At 54.9% G+C, this 19,554-nt stretch carries 23 protein-coding genes and 1 pseudogene; 6 read left to right on the top strand and 18 right to left on the bottom strand.

Annotated elements, in window-relative coordinates; genetic code table 11:
* Positions 1-55 precede the first annotated feature (55 nt).
* Positions 56-493 carry an Lrp/AsnC family transcriptional regulator gene (locus ACA067_RS09920; protein WP_497461584.1) on the bottom strand — a complete coding sequence of 146 codons (438 nt, stop codon included), beginning with the start codon at positions 491-493 and terminating at the stop codon, positions 56-58.
* 14 nt (positions 494-507) lie between these two features.
* Complete coding sequence (gene thrC, locus ACA067_RS09915) at positions 508-2,073, bottom strand: threonine synthase (RefSeq protein WP_497461583.1); 1,566 nt, start codon at positions 2,071-2,073, stop codon at positions 508-510.
* A 75-nt stretch (positions 2,074-2,148) separates the two neighbouring features.
* Here thrC and ACA067_RS09910 point away from each other — a divergent pair, with 75 nt between their 5' ends.
* Positions 2,149-2,631, top strand: coding sequence for a DinB family protein (locus tag ACA067_RS09910; RefSeq protein ID WP_497461582.1), 483 nt, complete (start codon positions 2,149-2,151; stop codon positions 2,629-2,631).
* 66 nt (positions 2,632-2,697) lie between these two features.
* Here ACA067_RS09910 and ACA067_RS09905 read toward each other — a convergent pair whose 3' ends face one another.
* Positions 2,698-3,594, bottom strand: coding sequence for a dihydrodipicolinate synthase family protein (locus ACA067_RS09905; protein WP_497461581.1), 897 nt, complete (start codon positions 3,592-3,594; stop codon positions 2,698-2,700).
* Positions 3,595-4,317, bottom strand: coding sequence for a B3/B4 domain-containing protein (locus ACA067_RS09900; RefSeq protein WP_497461580.1), 723 nt, complete (start codon positions 4,315-4,317; stop codon positions 3,595-3,597).
* A gap of 161 nt (positions 4,318-4,478) precedes the next feature.
* Between ACA067_RS09900 and ACA067_RS09895 the strand changes: the two genes are divergently transcribed.
* Complete coding sequence (locus ACA067_RS09895; protein ID WP_497461579.1) at positions 4,479-5,081, top strand: cupin domain-containing protein; 603 nt, start codon at positions 4,479-4,481, stop codon at positions 5,079-5,081.
* A 41-nt stretch (positions 5,082-5,122) separates the two neighbouring features.
* Here ACA067_RS09895 and ACA067_RS09890 read toward each other — a convergent pair.
* A pseudogene (locus ACA067_RS09890) lies at positions 5,123-5,656 on the bottom strand (IS66 family transposase zinc-finger binding domain-containing protein); the annotation flags it as partial.
* A 590-nt stretch (positions 5,657-6,246) separates the two neighbouring features.
* Here ACA067_RS09890 and ACA067_RS09885 point away from each other — a divergent pair.
* The 3 genes from ACA067_RS09885 (at position 6,247) to ACA067_RS09875 (ending at position 8,533) form a co-directional block, all read left to right on the top strand.
* Positions 6,247-6,456 carry a hypothetical protein gene (locus ACA067_RS09885; RefSeq protein WP_497461578.1) on the top strand — a complete coding sequence of 70 codons (210 nt, stop codon included), beginning with the start codon at positions 6,247-6,249 and terminating at the stop codon, positions 6,454-6,456.
* A gap of 846 nt (positions 6,457-7,302) precedes the next feature.
* A complete protein-coding gene (locus ACA067_RS09880; RefSeq protein ID WP_497461577.1) occupies positions 7,303-8,055 on the top strand; it encodes a type II toxin-antitoxin system MqsA family antitoxin in 753 nt (250 codons plus the stop codon).
* Entirely contained in the window at positions 8,033-8,533 is a 501-nt protein-coding gene (locus ACA067_RS09875; RefSeq protein WP_497461576.1) for a hypothetical protein, read from the top strand. Before ACA067_RS09880 ends, ACA067_RS09875 begins: the two co-directional genes overlap by 23 nt.
* A 266-nt stretch (positions 8,534-8,799) precedes the next feature.
* Here the strand turns inward: ACA067_RS09875 and ACA067_RS09870 are convergent, their stop codons facing one another.
* From ACA067_RS09870 to ACA067_RS09825, 10 genes are all read right to left on the bottom strand, one after another.
* On the bottom strand, positions 8,800-9,225 hold the full coding sequence (locus tag ACA067_RS09870) for a cell wall hydrolase (RefSeq protein ID WP_497461575.1): 426 nt from the start codon (positions 9,223-9,225) through the stop codon (positions 8,800-8,802).
* A gap of 65 nt (positions 9,226-9,290) precedes the next feature.
* Positions 9,291-9,650 (bottom strand): phage tail protein, encoded by a 360-nt coding sequence (locus ACA067_RS09865; protein ID WP_497461574.1) that lies wholly within the window; start codon positions 9,648-9,650, stop codon positions 9,291-9,293.
* Positions 9,647-9,976, bottom strand: coding sequence for a hypothetical protein (locus tag ACA067_RS09860; RefSeq protein ID WP_497461573.1), 330 nt, complete (start codon positions 9,974-9,976; stop codon positions 9,647-9,649). The genes ACA067_RS09865 and ACA067_RS09860 overlap by 4 nt, the downstream gene beginning before the upstream one ends.
* A complete protein-coding gene (locus tag ACA067_RS09855; RefSeq protein ID WP_497461572.1) occupies positions 9,976-10,932 on the bottom strand; it encodes a phage tail protein in 957 nt (318 codons plus the stop codon). The genes ACA067_RS09860 and ACA067_RS09855 overlap by 1 nt, the downstream gene beginning before the upstream one ends.
* Positions 10,933-10,956: 24 nt before the next feature.
* Complete coding sequence (locus ACA067_RS09850) at positions 10,957-11,616, bottom strand: hypothetical protein (RefSeq protein WP_497461571.1); 660 nt, start codon at positions 11,614-11,616, stop codon at positions 10,957-10,959.
* Positions 11,613-11,921: a hypothetical protein gene (locus ACA067_RS09845; protein WP_497461570.1), complete on the bottom strand. Its 309-nt coding sequence runs from the start codon at positions 11,919-11,921 to the stop codon at positions 11,613-11,615. Before ACA067_RS09845 ends, ACA067_RS09850 begins: the two co-directional genes overlap by 4 nt.
* Before the next feature lie 41 nt (positions 11,922-11,962).
* Positions 11,963-15,523, bottom strand: a complete 3,561-nt coding sequence (locus ACA067_RS09840; RefSeq protein ID WP_497461569.1) for a TipJ family phage tail tip protein — start codon at positions 15,521-15,523, stop codon at positions 11,963-11,965.
* Between the two features lie 59 nt (positions 15,524-15,582).
* Entirely contained in the window at positions 15,583-16,194 is a 612-nt protein-coding gene (locus ACA067_RS09835; protein WP_497461568.1) for a tail assembly protein, read from the bottom strand.
* Between the two features lie 56 nt (positions 16,195-16,250).
* Positions 16,251-16,541, bottom strand: a complete 291-nt coding sequence (locus ACA067_RS09830) for a hypothetical protein (RefSeq protein WP_497461567.1) — start codon at positions 16,539-16,541, stop codon at positions 16,251-16,253.
* Positions 16,542-16,659: 118 nt separating this feature from the next.
* Positions 16,660-17,088 (bottom strand): hypothetical protein, encoded by a 429-nt coding sequence (locus ACA067_RS09825; protein WP_497461566.1) that lies wholly within the window; start codon positions 17,086-17,088, stop codon positions 16,660-16,662.
* A gap of 184 nt (positions 17,089-17,272) precedes the next feature.
* On the opposite strand from ACA067_RS09825, the gene ACA067_RS09820 reads away from it, so the two are divergent.
* Positions 17,273-17,458, top strand: a complete 186-nt coding sequence (locus ACA067_RS09820) for a hypothetical protein (RefSeq protein ID WP_497461565.1) — start codon at positions 17,273-17,275, stop codon at positions 17,456-17,458.
* Between the two features lie 182 nt (positions 17,459-17,640).
* Here ACA067_RS09820 and ACA067_RS09815 read toward each other — a convergent pair whose 3' ends face one another.
* The 3 genes from ACA067_RS09815 to ACA067_RS09805 are packed head-to-tail and all read right to left on the bottom strand — an operon-like array spanning position 17,641 to position 19,551.
* Positions 17,641-18,405 (bottom strand): C40 family peptidase, encoded by a 765-nt coding sequence (locus ACA067_RS09815; RefSeq protein WP_497461564.1) that lies wholly within the window; start codon positions 18,403-18,405, stop codon positions 17,641-17,643.
* Between the two features lie 2 nt (positions 18,406-18,407).
* Complete coding sequence (locus ACA067_RS09810) at positions 18,408-19,202, bottom strand: phage minor tail protein L (RefSeq protein WP_497461563.1); 795 nt, start codon at positions 19,200-19,202, stop codon at positions 18,408-18,410.
* A gap of 10 nt (positions 19,203-19,212) precedes the next feature.
* Positions 19,213-19,551, bottom strand: a complete 339-nt coding sequence (locus ACA067_RS09805) for a phage tail protein (RefSeq protein WP_497461562.1) — start codon at positions 19,549-19,551, stop codon at positions 19,213-19,215.
* Between the last annotated feature and the right edge of the window lie 3 nt (positions 19,552-19,554).

Raw genomic sequence — 19,554 nt, 5'->3', positions numbered from 1 at the left:
AGAACGTTATTGCGAGCAAAGTGCTCGTGCAACGGCGCACTTTGCTTTGTCCGTGCTACTTGGTGCAGGATAAAACGAAAGAAGTCACGGTATTTAGAACCCCTGGCAGCGCTGAGATTTGACTCCAGACCCTATGGATACGATCTGAACTCATAGCCTCGACCGTCAATACAATATCAAGATCGCCACTCATCACATTGCATGAGATGACTTCAGGCATTGCTACAACAGAACGGACAACTTCAGCATCACGCATCCTGTCTTTACGATAAACGAAAATTAACGCGTTGATGGGTCCGGCATCCGTGGAGGGCATACCTTTAATGATCGTATAGCCCCTGACGTATCCATCGCGCTCCAATCTTTCAATCCGCAGCCTGACCGCATTCCGGGACAAGTTAACTTTCATTGCAATATCATTATGAGCAAGCCGCGCGTTACGCGTGAGCTCTTCCAATATTTTCTCATCAACTTTATCTAAAACACGTTTCATCTCTAACTCCAAACTTATAACGAGCGAGACTCCGGGTCTGTGGACAACGTCCCGATGAGCTGCTTAAGTGCGCCAACATCGTTAGGAATTGAAACGCATCTATAATCGGGTCTAGGAGGAGCACCGATCCCTTTGATGACACCCAGCGCGTCTGATTCATCAGTCACTACGGCACTCTTCGATGGGTGTGTTGTCGCCAGACAGATCATCGGAATAAGCAAGCTGCGCCTGCTGACACGAGCAGCTCGCAGGCCAATTGCGGTGTTGGGACTGACCAGATAACCACTCTGCGCAAACACCTCATGAATGCTCCTGAAAGCATCCGAATCCTCCACGGCCAGAGAGTCGAAAAGTTTACGCGCCTCCAACCATTCATCTTGCTCTAACTGAATCGAACCCTCGCCCTCTAATAACTCCATATTTCGGGCTACTTTTTCTCCGCACCGGTTAAGAATACTCCATTGCAAACGTTCAAAATTCGAGGCCAGTGAAACGTTCATACTAGGGGTATTGGTAATGCGAATTTCATTACGACTGTAGAGATTAGTTTGGAGAAAGTTATGCAACCCCGCATTGGCATTGGTGGCCACGATCAATTGCCGGATCGGCAACCCCATTTCCCTGGCAATGTAGCCCGCATACAGCGCACCAAAATTCCCGGTGGGTACGCTGAAGGCAACTTCTCTGTTAGGCGCCCCTAGTTGAAGCGCTGAATAAAAATAGAAGGAAAGATGTGCAAGTACTCGAACCCAATTCACGGAATTGAACGATATCAGCTGCTGCGTTTCGTTATTGTGCTTGAAGAACTGTTCGCAGAGGCGATGGCAATCAGAATAATCCCCTTCGACAGCAACATTAACTATGTTTTTTTCACCCGTACTCAATAAGCGGCGTCTATGCTCTTCCGTTATTCCTCTGGAGGGATGCAGCACAATTACGGTCACACCTTGCATACCAGAGAAAGCTTTTATAGCAGCAGCGCCTGTGTCTCCACCGGTGCAACCTACAACAAGCGCTTTCTTTCCAGATTTCAGTAAACCGTGCTCAACCAGGCGAGCCATCAATTGGAGACCAAAGTCCTGATAGACGCCTGCTGGCCCATGAAACAATTCCAATATCCACTCATTACTCGCCGTTTGGTAAAGCGGTGCAACCGCTTTGCTTTTGAAGCATTCAAACGTCTCCTCGAGAATCTGAGACAGGTGATCTTGAGGGATCCAGCTACCCATAAACGGTTCAATCACATGGCGCGCCAGTTCATGGAAAGGAAGCCATTCCAGCCTGGAGAGATCCTCCTTTTTGAAGCGAGGAACCTTGAGAGGGACGAACAACCCTCCATCTGGTGCATACGCGCCCATGAGCACGTCACTGAACTCGAATGTTTTGCCAGGGGTCCGCGTGCTGACGTATTTCATAATCTGAGACACCCTCTCGCAATCTTTGAGCCAGCCGCCTCTCTGGCGGTGCTCTGCTGAAATCCAATGCGACGATTTAAATCGCTTGCCATCCAGCTTCCGTCCATTGACTATAAAAGTCAATATAGTGACTATTCCATTTGTCCAATAGCCTTTTTCAGCCATACGCAAAGAGGCCTTTGGCGCTACCTCATCGAATAGCACAAGACATCTGTCAGTTTAGAAATCCGGGAGAAAACCATGTGTGCCAAGAACCTTCTGCATTCGCTTTACCAGTACAAGGCATGGTCTGAGGAGGAGCTATTCACATGCTTGAAAGCCCCGGCGGCGAAATCCTATCCAGACGAAATGGCGAAAGCGACGTACTGGCTCAGCCACATCAACATTGTTGATCAGCTGTTCATCGCCAGACTGCAAGGAAACCCAGACGAATTTGACTCCGTCGTGACTGACCAACCGCCGAACCTGACTCAGCTAGAAGAACAATTTTCCATAGCGAATCAATGGTTTGTTGACTACACCAAATCAGTCACCGCAATGGAGTTGTCTGATCCAGTGGCGTTTATTTTCAAGGACGGGAAGCCAGGCAACATGACGAAGGAGCAAATCCTGGCGCATGTGCTTTCCCACGGTCTGCAACATCGAGGGGGTATCGGAACTATCTTGCCACGCGAGATCCTGCAGGATCACCAGGACCACTTCACAACGTTTTTGAAACGCTAGAAACCTGTTCGCCTGCCTCATGGAACATGGTGGGCAGGCGTCCTCCTTCTACGTAAGAAGCCAGGCTCAGTTCAGTTCGAGCTCGTCGATCACCGCGGCAATTTGCTTACGCCCTTCACCACTTATCGTTCGGAGCGGCAGGGGCACGCTTGGATGCTGGGTAAATCCACGAAGCTCTGCGGCAGTCGCTACGACACGAAAGCTACCTCCAAATTGCCTGAACAACGACCAGAGTGGTTTTAAGCATTCAGAAAGGCGTGTGGCCTCATGGGCATCACCAGACAATGCCGCTCGCGTAATCGCTAGCGCCGTCTTGGGGAACAGCCCTCCCATGACGGAGTACCAGGCGTCACAGCCAGCATTCATGCCGACAGCTGCAAAGACATCACCGCTCACCCCGATCGTAACGTGGTTCGGAACCAGCTCTCGAAGACGATCCACGCGTGCCTTGGCAAGATAGGGTGCCTCGGGAACGCCAGGGATTTTGATTGAGCTCACATATGGCAACTCGGCAATGCGCCCATGCAGCTCGTCAGTAAATTCGAAATGGGTGGTACCGGGATTGTCATAGACACATAGCGGAACTGAGATATTGGCCGTGACCGTTTCATACAACGAAAAGACATCTTCCGCAGATAGCTTCTGATAGGAAACAGGTGGCAGCAACAAGGCTTTGACCCCCACCGTTTGTGCCTCCTCGGCCAGCAATAGCACGTCACGCGTGCGTAGCGATCCAATGCTGACCATGACAGGCACATTGCCCGCTGCCTCTACTGCCAACTGCGCAACGCGAGAGCGCTCAGCCCGAGAAAGATACGCATAGCTACCGGTAGATCCGAGTGCACCGATGGAGTCGACATTCGCTGCTGCCAGTTGCTCAACAAGACGAGTAAAGGCATTTTCATCCACACCTTGCTCATTCATAGGCGTCAAAGGAAATGCACTAAGGCCGGTAAACATCATTCATGACTCCATGGTTTCGTCTATGGACTGATTGGCTCCAGGACCAATCAGTGAGCTCTCAATCTGAACGCCTGGCATCATCAGTTGCAGGCCTTCGATAAGCTTGTCACCTGCTTCCGTCAGCGCTTCGAGAGGCATCGCCGGCAAACTTTCCAGAATGAACCACATGTGTTTTGCATCAGCACTCAGCCGTGTTCTGACACCTTGCCGCCAATTCCAGCGACGGCATGTCACGCCTTTATCGTCACGCCATACCACTTCGCCGGCGTCTGGATACTCGTAAGCTGCAGCACCTTCTTTCATGGTGTCAAAAGGCTCAGTGCCATCTGCGACCACGAGCTGCGGCGAGCCCACATAGGCGTCTATGTTTTCCCCGCCTACTGGGATCGCGTACTCGATACTGATGGCATTGTAGAGATCAACTATGGGATCCAGGCTCGGCAAGCTGCCGTCACGTAAAACCCGCTTGCGCAACGCTTCGGCTGAGCAAGGCGTACGTTGCGGCTTAGCCCCGAATTTTCGAAAGGTCTCTGCCCATGCTGCCAGATGGGCTTCTCCCCAGCCGGGTCCATCTGACAACACTGACAGGCAAGCGCGATCCAAGGCCTCTTGAGCAACGCCAGGGTTGGTGAGGGGCGCAGCCCGCACTACGATGCTCAGCGCCCTGAAGCCCGGTGCCAGCTCTGCAACGGTTTGGTCAATTAACGGCAGTACGGACAGCATCAAAAATCTCCAGTGATCCACATGTCGTTTCATGCTAGTCACTGGCGACCAAAAAAGTCAATATATCGACCTTACTGATCAGATATAACTACCGAGCAGATTGACGACACTAGCGGCAAGCGTCGAGAATCCCTTCCAACTTTTTCTCATGATCATCAACAATGACCATAAATACCGGTATATCGACCGCGCCTGGCGCCGATGCTCAGACTGTGAGCCTGGCAGTTGCGCGCACGCTCAAACAGGCACGAAAGACTCAGAAAATCACGTTGGACGAGCTATCCCGTCGCTCGGGCGTAAGTAAAGGAATGGTCGTCGAAATAGAAAAATGTACGGCTAACCCGAGCATTGGCATCCTTTGCAAAATCGCCGCAGCGTTGGGGCTTTCTGTTGCAGACATCGTCAATGTGACGGACGCCCCTGCTGCCCACATAATCGACAGTCAGGAGATCCCTACTCTCTGGACCGGTGATCTGGGTGGGACAGCCCGGCTTCTTGCAGGAACGACAGGGCCCAACATGATTGAGTTGTGGCGTTGGGAAATGTTCCCAGGTGAATCCTTTTCGTCACAAGGACACCCTCAGGGCACACTTGAATTGTTCCATGTGGAGAAAGGGACGCTGAAATGTGTTGTCGGGGAAACCGAATTAGTCATCCCTGCTGGAAGCTCCGCAGTGGCAAAAACGGACGTTCCACACTCCTACGCCAATGCAGGTAGATCCCGGCTGGTCTTCACCATGTCTGTCACTGAAATACACCAGTAAGTGAGCTCTCAAGCTGGTGAGAATCCTATTGAGCAATGACTGGCCAGCAGGCCCGCCGTCAGTATGCCCTTGCCGATGACATACACCGGTACTGGCGCCTGGATCAGTGTTTCACACTGTCCACACGCCCTTTTCCCGCGGATATGGCGTTTGACGGTGAAGACGCCGGGCGTGTAGTTGAGCTTTTCGCTGGCATCTTCACCGATGCGCTTGACGGCGCAGCCGCACTGGCAGTGGCTGTTGTCCAGTTCGTGATGGATCAGCGTACGAGGAAACTGCGGTGGCAGCGCCGCGCGCTTGGGCTGCTGGCGAACTTTGGCTTCGACTGCTGCCGGTTGCAGCGCCTCAAGTTCAGCTTCAATAGCGGCGATATCGGTGTCGATCAAGTCGTCGAGCAAGCTGGCCTGATCCGGGCTCAATTACTTGCTGCGCTTGGCAAATTTGAAGCGATTGAGCAGCGTGATCTCGTGGGCCAGTTTCTCTTTGACCGATTTGTGATGGTTGATCTGCTTGTCCATCGTCTCGACGCGCTGCATCAACTGCGCCGTCAGGGCGCGCAGTTCTTCAGGGTTCAGATTGTCGAGATTTGCAGCGAAGTCTTGCCGCCGATTTTGCCAGAGAGAGCTAGGGCGACAACAGACTGATGGGCCAATTGCGCGGGCTAGAGGTTATCACTGGCTTAGAGCACCGAGATGACGCCACCGGCGCCGACGCGTTGCCAAGGCAAACCAAGTACCACAGCCTGAAGCTCCTTGGCATCCAATTCGACTTCAGCGCCGTGCCTTACAGAATCTTGCGCCCATCTCCTCCAAATGAGGTGAGGATTCCACCGAGAGCCAGTCGTTTTGTGGGGGTAAAAACCCCTAAAAATAAAAAGGGGTCGCGAGAAAAAATCTCGCAACCCCTTGAATTATATGGTCGGGACGGAGTGATTCGAACACTCGACCCCTAGCACCCCATGCACGCAGTACCTCTGTAAGACCTTGTTTACTGGCTGTTTTTATTGGCGCTCGCTGCAATCGACTGCCTACAAGAGCTTACAAGTGCGTGAGAAAGTCACGCAAAAGTCACGCACCCTCCCCCGGCGTCCTGCCGTTAGTACCCCCATTCCTCCCGAACCCGAACTGTCACTGCTACGATGTCCTCATTCATGGAGGAATCGCCTATGCCAAATTCAGACCTGCTCCCTTCCCTGCTGTTCAAGATTAACGAAAACCAACTCGCCCTCGAGGCCGCCATCATGGAGCTTTCCAACTGGGTCGAAGCCCGAGGCTCTGCCGACGTCGCCGGCAACGTGCGCGGCGCATTGGAAACCATCGACAAGAACGAGGAGTTCATCAAGCTGACGCTCGCGGTGCTTATGGCTCCGGAATGAGCTCGGGGATCAAAGCTTTGAATACCGCAGAAAAAAAGATCAAGGCCTGTATCAAAACGTTGCCCTCTGGACCTGGGTTGGAGAAATCCGGGCGTTAGGTCGAAATAATGGCAAACGCCTGAAGCATGGCGATGAGATCACGGACGAGTTTCACAAGTGATTCTCATTAGCAAAATAGAATTAGTGTGTTGGTCAGCAGTCACGGTAGACTTACCATAATGGTATCCTCAACAATTCTCAGCCAGTATTCCAGGGGATCCGGGTTGGAGAAATCTGGGTATTAGGTCGAAATAATGGCAAAAAGCCTGAAAGCATGGCGCGATGACATGATCACGGACGAGGTTCGTAAGTGATTCTCATTAGCAAAATAGAATTAGCGTGTTGGTCAGCAGTCAAGGTAGACTTACCATAATGGTATCTTCAATAATCCTCAGCCAGTATTCCACGGGGGGAGCGCCAGGGCCCGGCGCTTCCCGGAGCATACCTGGTGGACCGTTGTACTCCAGGGCCGAGGTTCTTGATCTACTGTCCAATGGAGCGGAGGTCCGTCCCGTCACTCAGAACTGCATTGACAATGTGCAGGATTTAAAGCTCAAACCTGCAGATTTAGTGGGACTGCTAACAGATGCCGTCCTTCGTGGGCGATACCTCAATGCACAGTGGTGTGAGACAGGCAAACCAGGGGTGTGGGCAGCATGCGACGCGTACCGAATCTCAAGGAAAGAGTGGAATGACTACGCATACAAGGAACTGGAAGTGACTTACTACGTCAAATTTTGCATTGGAAAACAAGGCGGACTCGTGCTGCTGATCTCCTGCCACACCTCAGATCGCTAAGGAGGATCTATGAGCATTCAGACCGAAATTTGCCCACTCTGCGGTGAAGGTAGCTTGCACGAGGCAGGGCGTGATCGCGCGGTAGAGCATAAAGGCATTACCGGCTACGTGCACACTAAAGCGTACGAGTGTGACGTGTGCGGCTGCTTCCAAGCATCTCCAACGCAAGTTAGAGATAATCAACGTGCCATGGCAGCTTTTCAAAAAATGGCCGAAGGTCGTCTCACTGGTCAACAGATGCGAGTTGCTCGTACTAAATTGGGACTTACACAGTCACAAGCGGCTCTTGTATTTGGAGGTGGATCAAATTCTTTTGCTAAATATGAAGCTGACGACGTTACTCAATCAGAGGCCATGGACAATCTTGTTAGGCTTGCACTTGAGATCCCAGCTGCGAAAAATTGGCTTTATTCCAAGGCATCAATAAAAGCTGTCCAGGGGAGAACGGAATACTTGTGGGCGCAGCAGATATACAACTTTAACTTAGCGACCACTTCTGATACCGAGCCAAGGCTGCATAAATCCCACCAAGTACTATTTTCCGAAAGACATGTTCATATACACAAGCCTAGAGCCAGCATCGAAAATAGCTGGTTACAAAGCCACCATGTCTGTAAAGTAGGCGCCCCATTTGTAGTTTCGCATGAACTCACAAAAGAGGTGGATTGCAAAGTTAGAGTGTATGGCGAAGAGGAAAACATTCAGTCCTTTTTATCGCCAAAATATAGCGAGGAAGACTATGACCGCCATGCGCAAAGATAAGGACACTCCAGAGTTTAGCGACGTCTACATCACTGAGACCAGAGCGTTCTTTGCCAATGACTTTGACCCTACCTTTGAAGAAAATTTAGCCGCCCTAGAGTTGCGGACATTGGCTTTCGTAGATAGGTCGCAAGCCTTAGTTTCCAAAGCTGATGGAACAGGTCGGTTCAGGGTTTATTTTAATTTTGGTGCAAAGTGGTCGAAACCTGAAGATGAAGACTCATCCGCCACACCAGATTCAAGTCAGCTAGACGAACAACCGCCAGAGCCGGAAGGTCTTATAACAATCGAATGCGGGATAGTCGCGGAGTTTACCCTTAGCAGAAGGTATGAGCAGGCGGACCTAGACGACTTTGCACTATCCAACGCAGTTGATTTTATAACACCATATTGGAAGAACTATCTGATCACCCAATGCGGACTAATGCGTTTACAACAATTAGTACTGCCTGACGGAAACCATTCGACGGACCCATAAAAAATTTAGATCCAACTATTTCTAACTGCCCATCACCTGATGGGCAGTTTGTTGGATCATATGTACTTACTTCGACGACACCTCTTCCCGCCATACTTGCTACTAATTGTTCGGCCACTTCTTAACGGCACAATACTCCGGCAGCCCAACCCTGGCATAGCAAAACAATTAAAAAACCGAATCATCAGATTTTCAGGCGTGTTGTTTCCTTTTAAGTTCGCCTCAGTGGCTAGAAGGTAACTTACCAAACTTTCGTAGAAAGGCTTTCATGCTACATCCTTGAAAAACACGTGACGTCCGAGCTTCAGCGTCTGCTTAGCGCCCTTCGCCCAGGCCGGCGGCTTCGGCATGGTAGTGGCGTAATAGTGGGTCGCGCCACCGGTGGGATCAGACACTTTGTCGGCAAGCACATGGTCAGCGGCAATCTGCGCCTGAGCGAACTCACGAAACGGGATCGGCTTGGCGCCACTCAGGTAGACGTAGTTCGGATCGTTCTTGTTCCAGCAACTGAACTGATACGGCTTCTGGCACACGCCAGCGTAACCTTCACCCCACCAGGACTTGGCCTTGCCGTCGTTAACGCGGTTGCGGATGGTCCATGCCACGGCGATCTGCCCGGTCAGCGATTCGCCGCGAGCCTCACCCCACAGCGTGCGGGCAAGGATGTCGCGTTCTTTTTCGGATGTGTTCATAACTTTTCTCCAGACAAAAAAATACCCGCTCGATGGCGGGTGCGTTGTACTGGTGCTGCGCTACATCAATTCGACGGCTCTGGCCCAGGGTCTGCGGTAATGCCTGGAACAATAGGCTCGGGGGGCCAGGCAGGCATTGCCGGCCAAGTCGGTTGAGCGGGAACCTTGCCCAGCGCGAACTTGTACCCCTTCCAGCTCTTGATGCTGATCATCAGTGCCGCGTGCTCGACCTCATCTTCTTCAGTCGCTTCACCGGCTTCGATCCCATATCCGAGCGTATCCACTCGGTCCTGTATGCGGGCGATCTGCGCTACTGCCTTGGCGTTACGTGCGGCAAACTCGGCTTTCATCAAGGCAAGGTGCGCAGCCAGAACGGCAGCGTCCTTGATGGACTTGGTAATCAGTTGAGTCCAGTCGATATTCATACTTGCTCCTCGACCATGACTGGTTCTTCAGGTAAGGGTTGAGGAAATACCACAGAGCCATCCGGCACGCCCTGCAGCGGCACAGGAAACGCCTGTTCTTGGCTATAGTTCCAAGGATTCGGAAACAGAAGAGTTAAAATTAATTCTCCGTCGATCCTTTCAACTTTATCCACAAACCAAATCGAAGAAATAGCTTGAGCTGGCAAGGTGTCGCCCTCCCCGACGAGGGAAAAGTCGAACTGCTCACCGTTCACCGTTAGAACGTCACCTAATTTGAATGCATCAAGCGTATCGTCGCGTCGTTGCGGACTCAATTTAATGATCATTAGAACCACCTTCCAATAACTATTGTACCGACACGGACTAAGTTTTGCGGTGTTGGGCCGTTGAAATGGAACAGTGCAACAGATGTCGCATTAAGCAGAAAGCAGGCATTGAACCCGTAGTGCTCGTTGGACTGATCAGGTTGACCGGTAGCAGAAACGACCGCCCACGCGTCAACTACAAATGGTGCGGGCAAACCTCTGTTAACTTGCGTGTGAGCATTCGCTGCTACCGACATGTCGAAAGTAGCAAGTTCACAAATCATCATGCCGTTAGCGAACTTAGTGTATCGCCCGGCAGCGTTAGAGCCTGACTCAATGATCGCTCCAGTAGGAACACCACCTGACTGCGATACTGTTCCAACAATATCGGCAACGGCAGCCGATTTCAGTCCCAGCCCTGTACGAGCTGTGGCTTGAGAGGTGCCGCCGGTCCCACCTTTGGCCACGGGAACGGTGTTCTCGGTAGCCACCGAACCTAAACCCAGCCCCGTGCGCGCGCCTGTTTGATCACTTGCGCCGGTACCGCCTTTTGCGACAGGAACTATGTTTTCGGTTGAAACTGAACCTAAACCGAGCCCGGACCTTGCGCCAGCCTGATCGACGCCGCCTGTTCCGCCCTTGTTGACAGGCAGAGTGTCAAAGTTTCCCGTCGTGCCTAGGGCGGCGAGTTTCGTGCCGTACGTATTCACTAGCGCCCGCAGAGCATCGGCAGAATCTTTGACATAGCCCTGCATCGGCGCCAATGCATATGTGCCCGAAGCACTGGTTGCGCCCTTATAGGTCGGCGAGATCGACATCGCCGTATCGCTGGCGATGTTGGTGACCTCGTACCAACCACCATCGGGCCCGCGAAATGCGTCGCCGACGCGACTATTTGCAATGAAGGCGGTGCCCGCGCCGATCACGGCGCTCGAATTTAGGGTGACGTTTACCGTTCCCGATTTGTACCAGGGCATGGAATACCTCCAGAAGTATTGGGTTCAGGCCAGTAATTTGGCGCAGAGGAAAGGACGGTGACCTTGATCAGTCCAGGCGGTTGTAGCGAGGCTGTACATGAGGATGCGGCTGTTGGCGTAATCGACGGCTAATGCGCAACCCCCACCGGAGGATCCGTTGTGACAGTTCATTGCGAAGGGGTTCAGGGAGATATATTCGCCCGCGCCAAGCAGCCTGCTGATGCTCCAGATGTAACGGCGACCCACGATCAGTACCTCGTCGCCGAGATAACTCCAGTTGCCGGCGGCAAATGTCACTACGACCGCTGGTGCGCCGCTGTCGTATACCAGCGCCGCGTTCTGGTCCCACAGGCGCATGCCATATGCGGCGGTGCCCATCGAGGTCCAAGCGGCAGCGAAATACTGCCCGCTGAGACTTGCATTAACGACGGAAGCTTTCATTGAAAACCCGGTCCAGTTGCCCGGCCCACCGGTGAACCACACCGATATCGGAACCTGGATCGCCCCCTGATCCGGCCGGATAAATACCAGAGGCGGGTCTTGACTCGTTACGGCGCGGGCAAACACCCCTGACGCATCAGTCGTCCCTGAATACGCCCCCTTGGTCAGCATGCACAGCCGTGGAGCCTCGGAGTCAATCTGGACAAATGAATTGTCGTTGATGCTCTGAAATCCATAGCTCATGTCGAATACCTTATCGCGTAGCCTTTGGCGACGATCCTTGTCTGAAGCGTAGAGGCGCCGGTAGATGGGTTTTTAGGCAAGACTGTCACCTGCCCCATGGCGGTGGTGACATACGGGTAAGACCTGGTATTTCCCAACCCATCAATTTCGGCCGATTGCACGTCCTGAGCCCTCGTCGGAATGATCATGAACACGCAGTTAGCTGGGTTGAAGCCTGGAATGCTTAGTGTGTAGCTGGGCGTAGCTCCGCTGAAGTCGATCACTCCCTGCCAGATCACCTGGTAGGTGAAGCTGTTGGTGTCCATGGATAGGCTGCCGTTCTCGTCCCAGACTCTTGCTCCATAAGTCATGCGTCCAGATCTCCCAACTGGACACGTTTCACGCCATTCTGGTCAAAGACCTTGATGGCCCGATTGGTCATCGTCAGCCTGCCGCCGCCCGGCGCTGGGCCGTTGAACTCAAGGTTGCCCGCTTTATCCAGGCGCCAACCCTGCGTTCCGGCAATGTAATTGTCGGATTGCAGGTACTGGCCGATCTTCAGCATGGTGATGCTGCCGTCCTGGATGAAGGCCGAGTTCATGAACACCTGGCCGCCCTGCACCGCAAACGGAACCGAGATGGCGCCGCCGGCAATGGTGTTGACGATGGCGAACCGGTCCGCGCTTACCAGGAACTGGCTCTGCAATCCGGCACCGGTGTTCTCGATACCCAAGCCAATGCCCGCGGCGATGTACTTGCCGTCTGCCGTCACCTGCATCTTCACCGACCACATCGTCGACAGCTTGCCGCTGGTGTCCGCGTAGGCGGTGGATGTTTCCTGAATGGCGGAGGTGTTCTCGCCGACCGATGCCGTCAGCTGGGCGACCTTCGTCGCCGTCGCCGATTCGTTCGTGGCCACTACCTCTTCCAGCTCGGTAATGTTGGCCGCGTTGTCATCGATCTTTGCGTCAAACGTGGTCAGACGGCGAGCTGTCGCCTCATTCTCTGAAGCTCGCACCTTCTCCTCGGTCGCAATGGCAGCCGTGCTGGTCCAGCCCTTAAGGGCATCCGCAAGATCGCCCTCCCCATTGTCATCACGGTAGGAAGCGCTCAGCGCTTGGAACGCGGTTGCCTGAGCGGTGACCGCACCATCAAGCTCGATGATGTCCGCCGTGTTGGTGGCAACCTGCTGCGCCAGCCCGTTCGCCGATTCCACCGTTTGCCCTACATCCAGCCAGTAGGTGACGTTCGGCGGCGGCGTGTTGATCGGAACCGGGCCCTTCGCCTGATACAGCAACTGGCCAAACCGCACGATCGCGTTCTTCACGTAGGTTTTGGTTGGGTCGTAGCTTTCGTCCAGCGCATCGATCTGCGTTTGAAGCCCTGGAATCTTTTCGATCTCGTCCAGCAGGTCCTGGCCCAGCTCTGTTTCGGTGATCTGGCCGGAGATCATTTCTAGAATCGGGGAAGCGTCAGAACTCGACTGGCCCTGCACGCCGATACCCACCGGATACCACGGACCGATATTGCCGATCCGATCCACCAGGCGCGCCCAAAAGTAAAAGGTCACGCCGGCGGCCAGGCCGAGCATCGAGAAATCGCTTTGCGGGTAAGACAAGTCGGTCAGTTTGGTTGCCGCCGGTAGACTGGTCGTCGGCCCGTACCAAATCTCGGTACGCTGGGTGTCCTCGGCGCCGGCAGGAAAGCCCCACTTCAGGTAAATGCCAAACAGCAGCGACGTAGCCGTGAGGAACGACACCGCCGGCGGCAAACCTTGCTTGCCGGTGAGATTGGTCAGGATCGAGCTGCGCCAGATCGACGAGATGTCGAAGGCACTCACTGCTCGCACGCGCGCGACGTAGGCACCAGCATAGATGCCCACCACATCGACACCGGTTGCACCGGTCCGTGGCAGCTTGATCCAGTTGCCGCTGTCCTTGCGCCACTCCACGTCATACCCGACGGCGCCGTTCACTGCCGGCCAGGTGATGGTCATGGTGGCGACGGCGATGCCTTGGGAAACCACAGAGGTGGAAGTCAGCGTCACACTGGCCGGCGCCGGAACGACGGTGATCGGAATCACGCTGATTGGCCGCTCCTCCAATCGTGCACCGGTGTCGATGTGCGCAAACTTGCTTGGGTCGTATTGAACTGCCGAGATTTCAAATACGCCGGGCTCTGGACGGGATACGCTGGTCACGCGATACAACGGCACGGTCAGATCGTCAGCGTCGAGCGCCCAAACAAGTTCGCGCTCCGGTACCGCGGAATACGCGACGGTGACAGCAACCACGCGACCCGCCACGGACTGCACGGTACGCCCTTCGCACTTGCCGTTTGGCAGGTTCAGGATCAGGCGGTCGCCGGTCTTGGCCTGGGTATCGCGGTCCAAGGTAATGGCGCGGCCGCTCACTGCCGAGATGCGTCCGCCGATCGCGCGGCCAGCCAGCAGTTCGTCAGCCACAGGGATGACGTAGCCAGGCAACGGAATGCGGCCATCGAGGCCAACCCGAAAGCTGATTGCGCGGTCCCTGGAGTTTGTGAGCAATGCCCACTTGCCGCGGCGCTGCGCCTCAGACTCACGCGTGCAACCGATTGCGCTGATCTCCAGCGGGTTGTCGCCGTAGCGCCGCTGCAGTTTGGGATCGGTCACGGCGGTGACGTCGGTGTCGAAGTTGTTCGCTGGATTGTCGTAGCTGATCAAGGCCCGGCTATACCGGGTGCGCTCCGATGCGCTCGAGTAGGTAAACCTGCCATCAATGACATTCGCCCGGGTGTAGGCGAAGTCAAAATCAGTCGCGCGCGGCATGTCGGACAGCGTGCAGACCTGGCCCTGAGCCCAGTAGGTCATCCCGCGATAAATGGCAGAGATATCGCGCAGCAGCGACCAGGCGTCGGCCTTACCCTGCAGGTTGAGATTGCAGGTGAAGCGCGGCTCTTGCCCGCCCTTCCCATCCGGCACCAACTGATCGCAATACTGGGCGATCCGGTACAGCTCCCACTTATCGACCTGCCAAGGCTTGATTCGCCGGCCTAGGCCGAATCGGTCGTTTACGGTGATGTCGTAGGTCATCCAGGTGGGATTGTCGGTCCATGCCTGTTTAAAGGTGCCATCCCAGATACCGGTGTAGGACCGAGCGTCCGGATCGTAGTTGCTCGGCACCGGGATCTTCCGACCTTTGCACTTGACCGTCACCGCCGGAATATTGCGGAACTGCTCGGCCGAAAATTCGATGTAAAGCAGCGCGGTATTCGGGTACCGAAGCTTCGCATCAATCACCTCGGTGAAGCCGGCGATCTGCATGGAGTCGGCAATTTTGTTGTTGTTCTGGTTCGGCGTAATACGCGTAACGCGCATCAGCCAGCCACTGGAAGCAGCAGGCAGATCGATGCGGCGGGTGCGCTCGTAGGTGCTGGTGGTCTTTCCGTCAACAGCCTCGCTCAGCACTTGCTGATAAGCGCCGCCATCGGTGGCCAGCTCAACCTTGTACTCAATCCGATAGCCATTCACATTGCCGCTGGCATCAACCGATTGCAGGGCCGGCCAAGCGAAGCGCAGGCGCACAGCTGACAGTTCGGTATTGTTGATCGCACGAACCCACGGCGTGCCGCTGCGCAGCTCGATGCCAAGCGTGGTTTCGTTCTCGATCGATGGGATTCCGGAGATATAGCCCTGCTCGACCGACCCACTACGGTACTCAAACTTCACGTTCGGGAAGTTCATGTTGCCCTGGGGATCCTGCAATGGGGTGTTGTCGAGGAAGATGTCCTGCGCGGTCGGATTGCCGGAAAATTCACCCTCGCCCATTGCTATCAGCATTTTGGCCATGGCCACCGAGCGCAGGCTGTCCGGCGCTTCGGTCGGGGTCTTTGGTTTGTCCGATCCGCCCTTGGCGCCGAAGATTTCTACTTGCTGTGCTGCGCCCATGCTTTTCTCCAGGCAGTAAAAAACCGCCTCATGGGCGGTGGTGGTGTGCGACGGTCTGGCTACATCTGGTCTTCGGCATAAATCGCGGCGCTGATGATCGCTCCACCCCAGCGACGCTCGCCATAACAAAGCGGAACAGGGTTGCCGGATGCTGTGGTGTTCTTGGCGCTGCCGAACGCGTAGCCAGGTGTATTCTCGGGGGCGGCGCTGGTCTTGAGGCCCTTCGGTTGAGGGCTGAGCATTTGGATGACGCCGCCGGCGACCATTGAGGCCCCCATCATGATCACCGCAGAACCAAATGGAGCCCCGGCACCAAAAGTACCACCTGTAATAACTAGGCCTGCCACAATCAGCACTGCCCCGACGATAGTTTGCAAGACGCCTCCACGCTTGCTGCCAGTGATCACAGGCGAAATCCGGATGTCGCCATCGCCACCAAAACCTAATTCGCCCTCTCCGATATTGGTTTTTCCGCGGAACACGGCGAACTCTATTCCTCGCGATTTCGCATTTAAAAGGAATCGCTCGAAGCCAGGGATCTGCATACACAATGCTTTTACAGCCTCCGCCGGCGATCGAACCGAGAGCCTGAACGAGCGCCCGAACTGTCTTAAAGCCCCGTAAAGTTTGATGGTTGTGAGTGGCTGGTAATCGATAGCCGGTACCGACATAGCTTTTCTCCAGGCAATAAAAAACCCGCCGGAGCGGGCTTGAAATTCAGGTTTATCTACAGACAGCTTTGCAGCGCAGTCAAACGTTTCGCGGATATCCAGTTGTTCAGCACTGCGTAATATTTGGCTACGGAGCCCGAAGCGCCTGGCTGAATGTCGACGAAATACTCGGATCCTGCCGTGAAGACGGTATAGCCACTGTCTCGGCCAGGCTGCAGCGTGGCTTCAGGTGTCACGCCGAAGATCGATTGGTTTTGCCACTCATACTGAGCGCACTGAGCAAGGGCTTTGTCGGTTTTTTTGGAGTAAAGAATCTTGCTCGGCCCTTCCTGTCGGGCTTCGTTCATGGTGGGCGCCATGCATCCAGCCAGTACCGCCACTACCACTGCCCCTATCAAAATCCGCATGATTCTTCCTCATCCTGAAAGGGGTGACTCTATCGCGACGTCATTCAGGCGGCCATAGCTAAACTTCCAGCTTTGGCCAATTGAATTTGTAGTTAAGAGGAGGCAGCTCGTAATGCTCAGCGAGGTAAAGACCCAACATTTCTCCTTCCTTGGCATATGCCGCGGCCTTATCTGTGGTTGGATACCAACTCACCCAAAGCGTCTCTACAGGAAAGACCTTTTCGAAAGATGCATAGTTAAAGCGCCAGCCGGCCATGTGCCCGGCAGATCCTGAATTTTTTGCACATCGAACAAAGGCAGCGAGGCGACGCCTCAAGTTATCAGATTCACCGATGGTCAACACCCCATGCTCGTCGTCGCCCACTGCACGGCTGATCGCCCTATCTGCACAAATGATGTAAGCGCCAGGGATAGCCGGAGCATTCAGATAATGCTCCGTCAGTTTTAGCCACTCAGGCTCCCAGCCCTGCCAGTTCTTCACCTTCATCGAACGCCTCCTTAACTAGAAGCACAACGATATCACGGCCTGTACGAATCCCCAGTAACGCCCCATCACTCACCGTAGTAGCCTCTTGCCTCCACGCAACGGATAGCCCAGTCCTTTGCTCGAAAGCCCAAGGACTGGGATTGCGCCAATTTCGGCGCGGATAGAAGGTCGAAGAGGTCGGTATATGTCGTTCAAAATTACTAACATCGTATTTGCAGAGGATGGGAGATTGCTGGTCTCGATGATGAAGCCAGCGACCGGTACTACCACTCAGCTATGGGTTTCACCAACAACGCCTATTTCTGATCTGACAATTACAGAGATAGAGACTCTAGCAAAGCAAGAAGCGGCTAAAGAGCACACCTGCTAATGGGCAATTGGGGCCATAACCGCGTCAACTCTTCGCGATAAGACTTCATCTGCCAATGTTCTACGGCTCGCTTCTTCAGCAAGGCGAGCCTTTAACTCATCCAATTCTCGTCAAAGGTCGACCACTCCGGCTGTACGTCCTCCCTCGTTGCCGTCCATTTTTTCTCCCGCGGCCATACCGCATCATGTGGTTGGTTGTGCGTCGTTGTGCCTGAGGATCAGGCGCGTTCGGTCCAGCCAGGGCCCGCCAAAGACGATGATCTCGCTTGGCCGGCGGTACAGGTGGTGCAGCAGGAAAGGGCCTGGGCCGAAAGTAGCTGCGTCCTCGTCTGGCAGTGTCGGGTCGGTGCCGAGAAATATCCCAGCGTGATTGGGGTAAACGGTTCGCCCGACTTCCATGACGACCATGTCCCCACGCTGAGGCCGATCTACCCTGACGAAACCGGCAGCCTCGTAGTTCGCTTCATACAAGCTCTCGGCGTCCACGCTCTCCCACCAACCGTCCTCGCGCTTGAACGCTTCGAATTCCAGCCCCCACTCGCGCTTGTACCAATCAGCACAGACCTGCCAGCAGTCCCACGCGCCGTGAACGAACGGACGATTGAGCAGCGGCGTGCTACCAGATGGGGTGATGCTGCGCAGATCGCCTTCTGGCCAACTCATGATGTGCCAAGGCAAGGACGTGGCTTCGCAAATGGCCAGGTCGTGCGGAGACGGCCGGCTGGTCGCGTCCGGATGCGAATGGAAGATACCGATCACATCGCCGGCGTCTTCCGCGGCTGCGTAATCCTCAGGATCAATTCGAAACTCTTCGGTCGGCTCGGTCGCGATGTTCCGACAAGGGAAGTACCTCTGCTTGCGCCCAATCGCCAGCAACAGCCCGCAAGCCTCTTTCGGATACTGGTTTACCGCGTGCGCTGCCATCGCGCTCAGGATGTGCTTGCGCATGGTCAGCTCCGTGCAATGAGGGACACTGCGGGGAATCCGCCGTAGGGAAGTTGATTGTTCTGGCCGAAGCGCAGCTTGCAGGACTTCAGCCCGCCCTTGCACTCGTCTTTGCTGGGGTCGTCCGTAGGACTATCGTCATCATCAAACAGGGCACCGCCCGTGTATCCGCAGTTCGGCCCGCGGTAACCGCCAGTCATTGCCCAGTGGCAGAAGGTCGTCATCTGCCGGCCTGGCAGTCCGTGATCGTCGATCTCGCCCGGGGAGGACAACTCCCACTGCACGATCTCGCCATCCTCACCGGTCTTCTGGTCGATGAACCAGACTTCCAGCGCCTCTTGTGTTGGGTCAGCTGTCGGGTTGCCTTCGGGGAAGTTCACTGCGTCGAGGTACTTGGCCATGGTTTCACGCACGGTCAGCTGAAATTTCAGCAGGTCGTCGAAGGCCAGGCAGAGCGCCGTAATGCGCCCGTTGACGTTGCCAGCACTGAACACAGGCCTTGTGACGGTCCCATCGCTGCCCGCGCCAATGCCCTCGATCTGCACTGGCCAGGCAGCGTATTCATTGCCCTGCCACCAGATGGATTTCGCGGCAAGCTCCTGCCCGTTATCTGCGGCGTATTGGTTCCCCGCGAAGTTAAGCGAGAGCGACGGCCCACTCTGATCGAGTTCGTCAGGTGTATGCGGGATCGAGTGCGCATGGAAGCGCAGGATGTCCGCGCCGTACTCCGTGCCATCGATTTCAAACAGCCGCACTTCCCCGCCGGGCTCCAGCTTTTGGATGTCCGTGATTAATGCCATCAGGGTTCCCTTAAGGGGTGAAGGTTTGTTCGAAGGTGGCGGTCAGGTTGTAGACGTAGCCGCCTTTATGGGTGGGCTTGTATCCATTGCACTTGTAGAGCCCGAGCTCGCCGAGTGGCGGCGTCCAGAGGAACGCCTTCGCTCCTTTGTGGCGATCGAGGAAGGCAATGATCTCCTTGATACGATCCTTGGTCCCGGTGTGGCTATAGGGCCAGGACTGCTCCTTGTTGTTGATGCCGTCCGAGACCGTCTGGCTGTATCCGTCGCCAAACTGCTGCGTGCGGACGCGCTGAGTGATGTCCCCGGAGGCGCCAGCCTCGATCTGCCAGGTGAATGTTTCGAGTGCCATAAA

It is taken from the genome of Pseudomonas sp. LBUM1674 (genome assembly GCF_059695635.1).
Note: the sequence above shows the minus strand (reverse complement) of the source record. Positions and strands in the feature narration are given on the sequence as shown.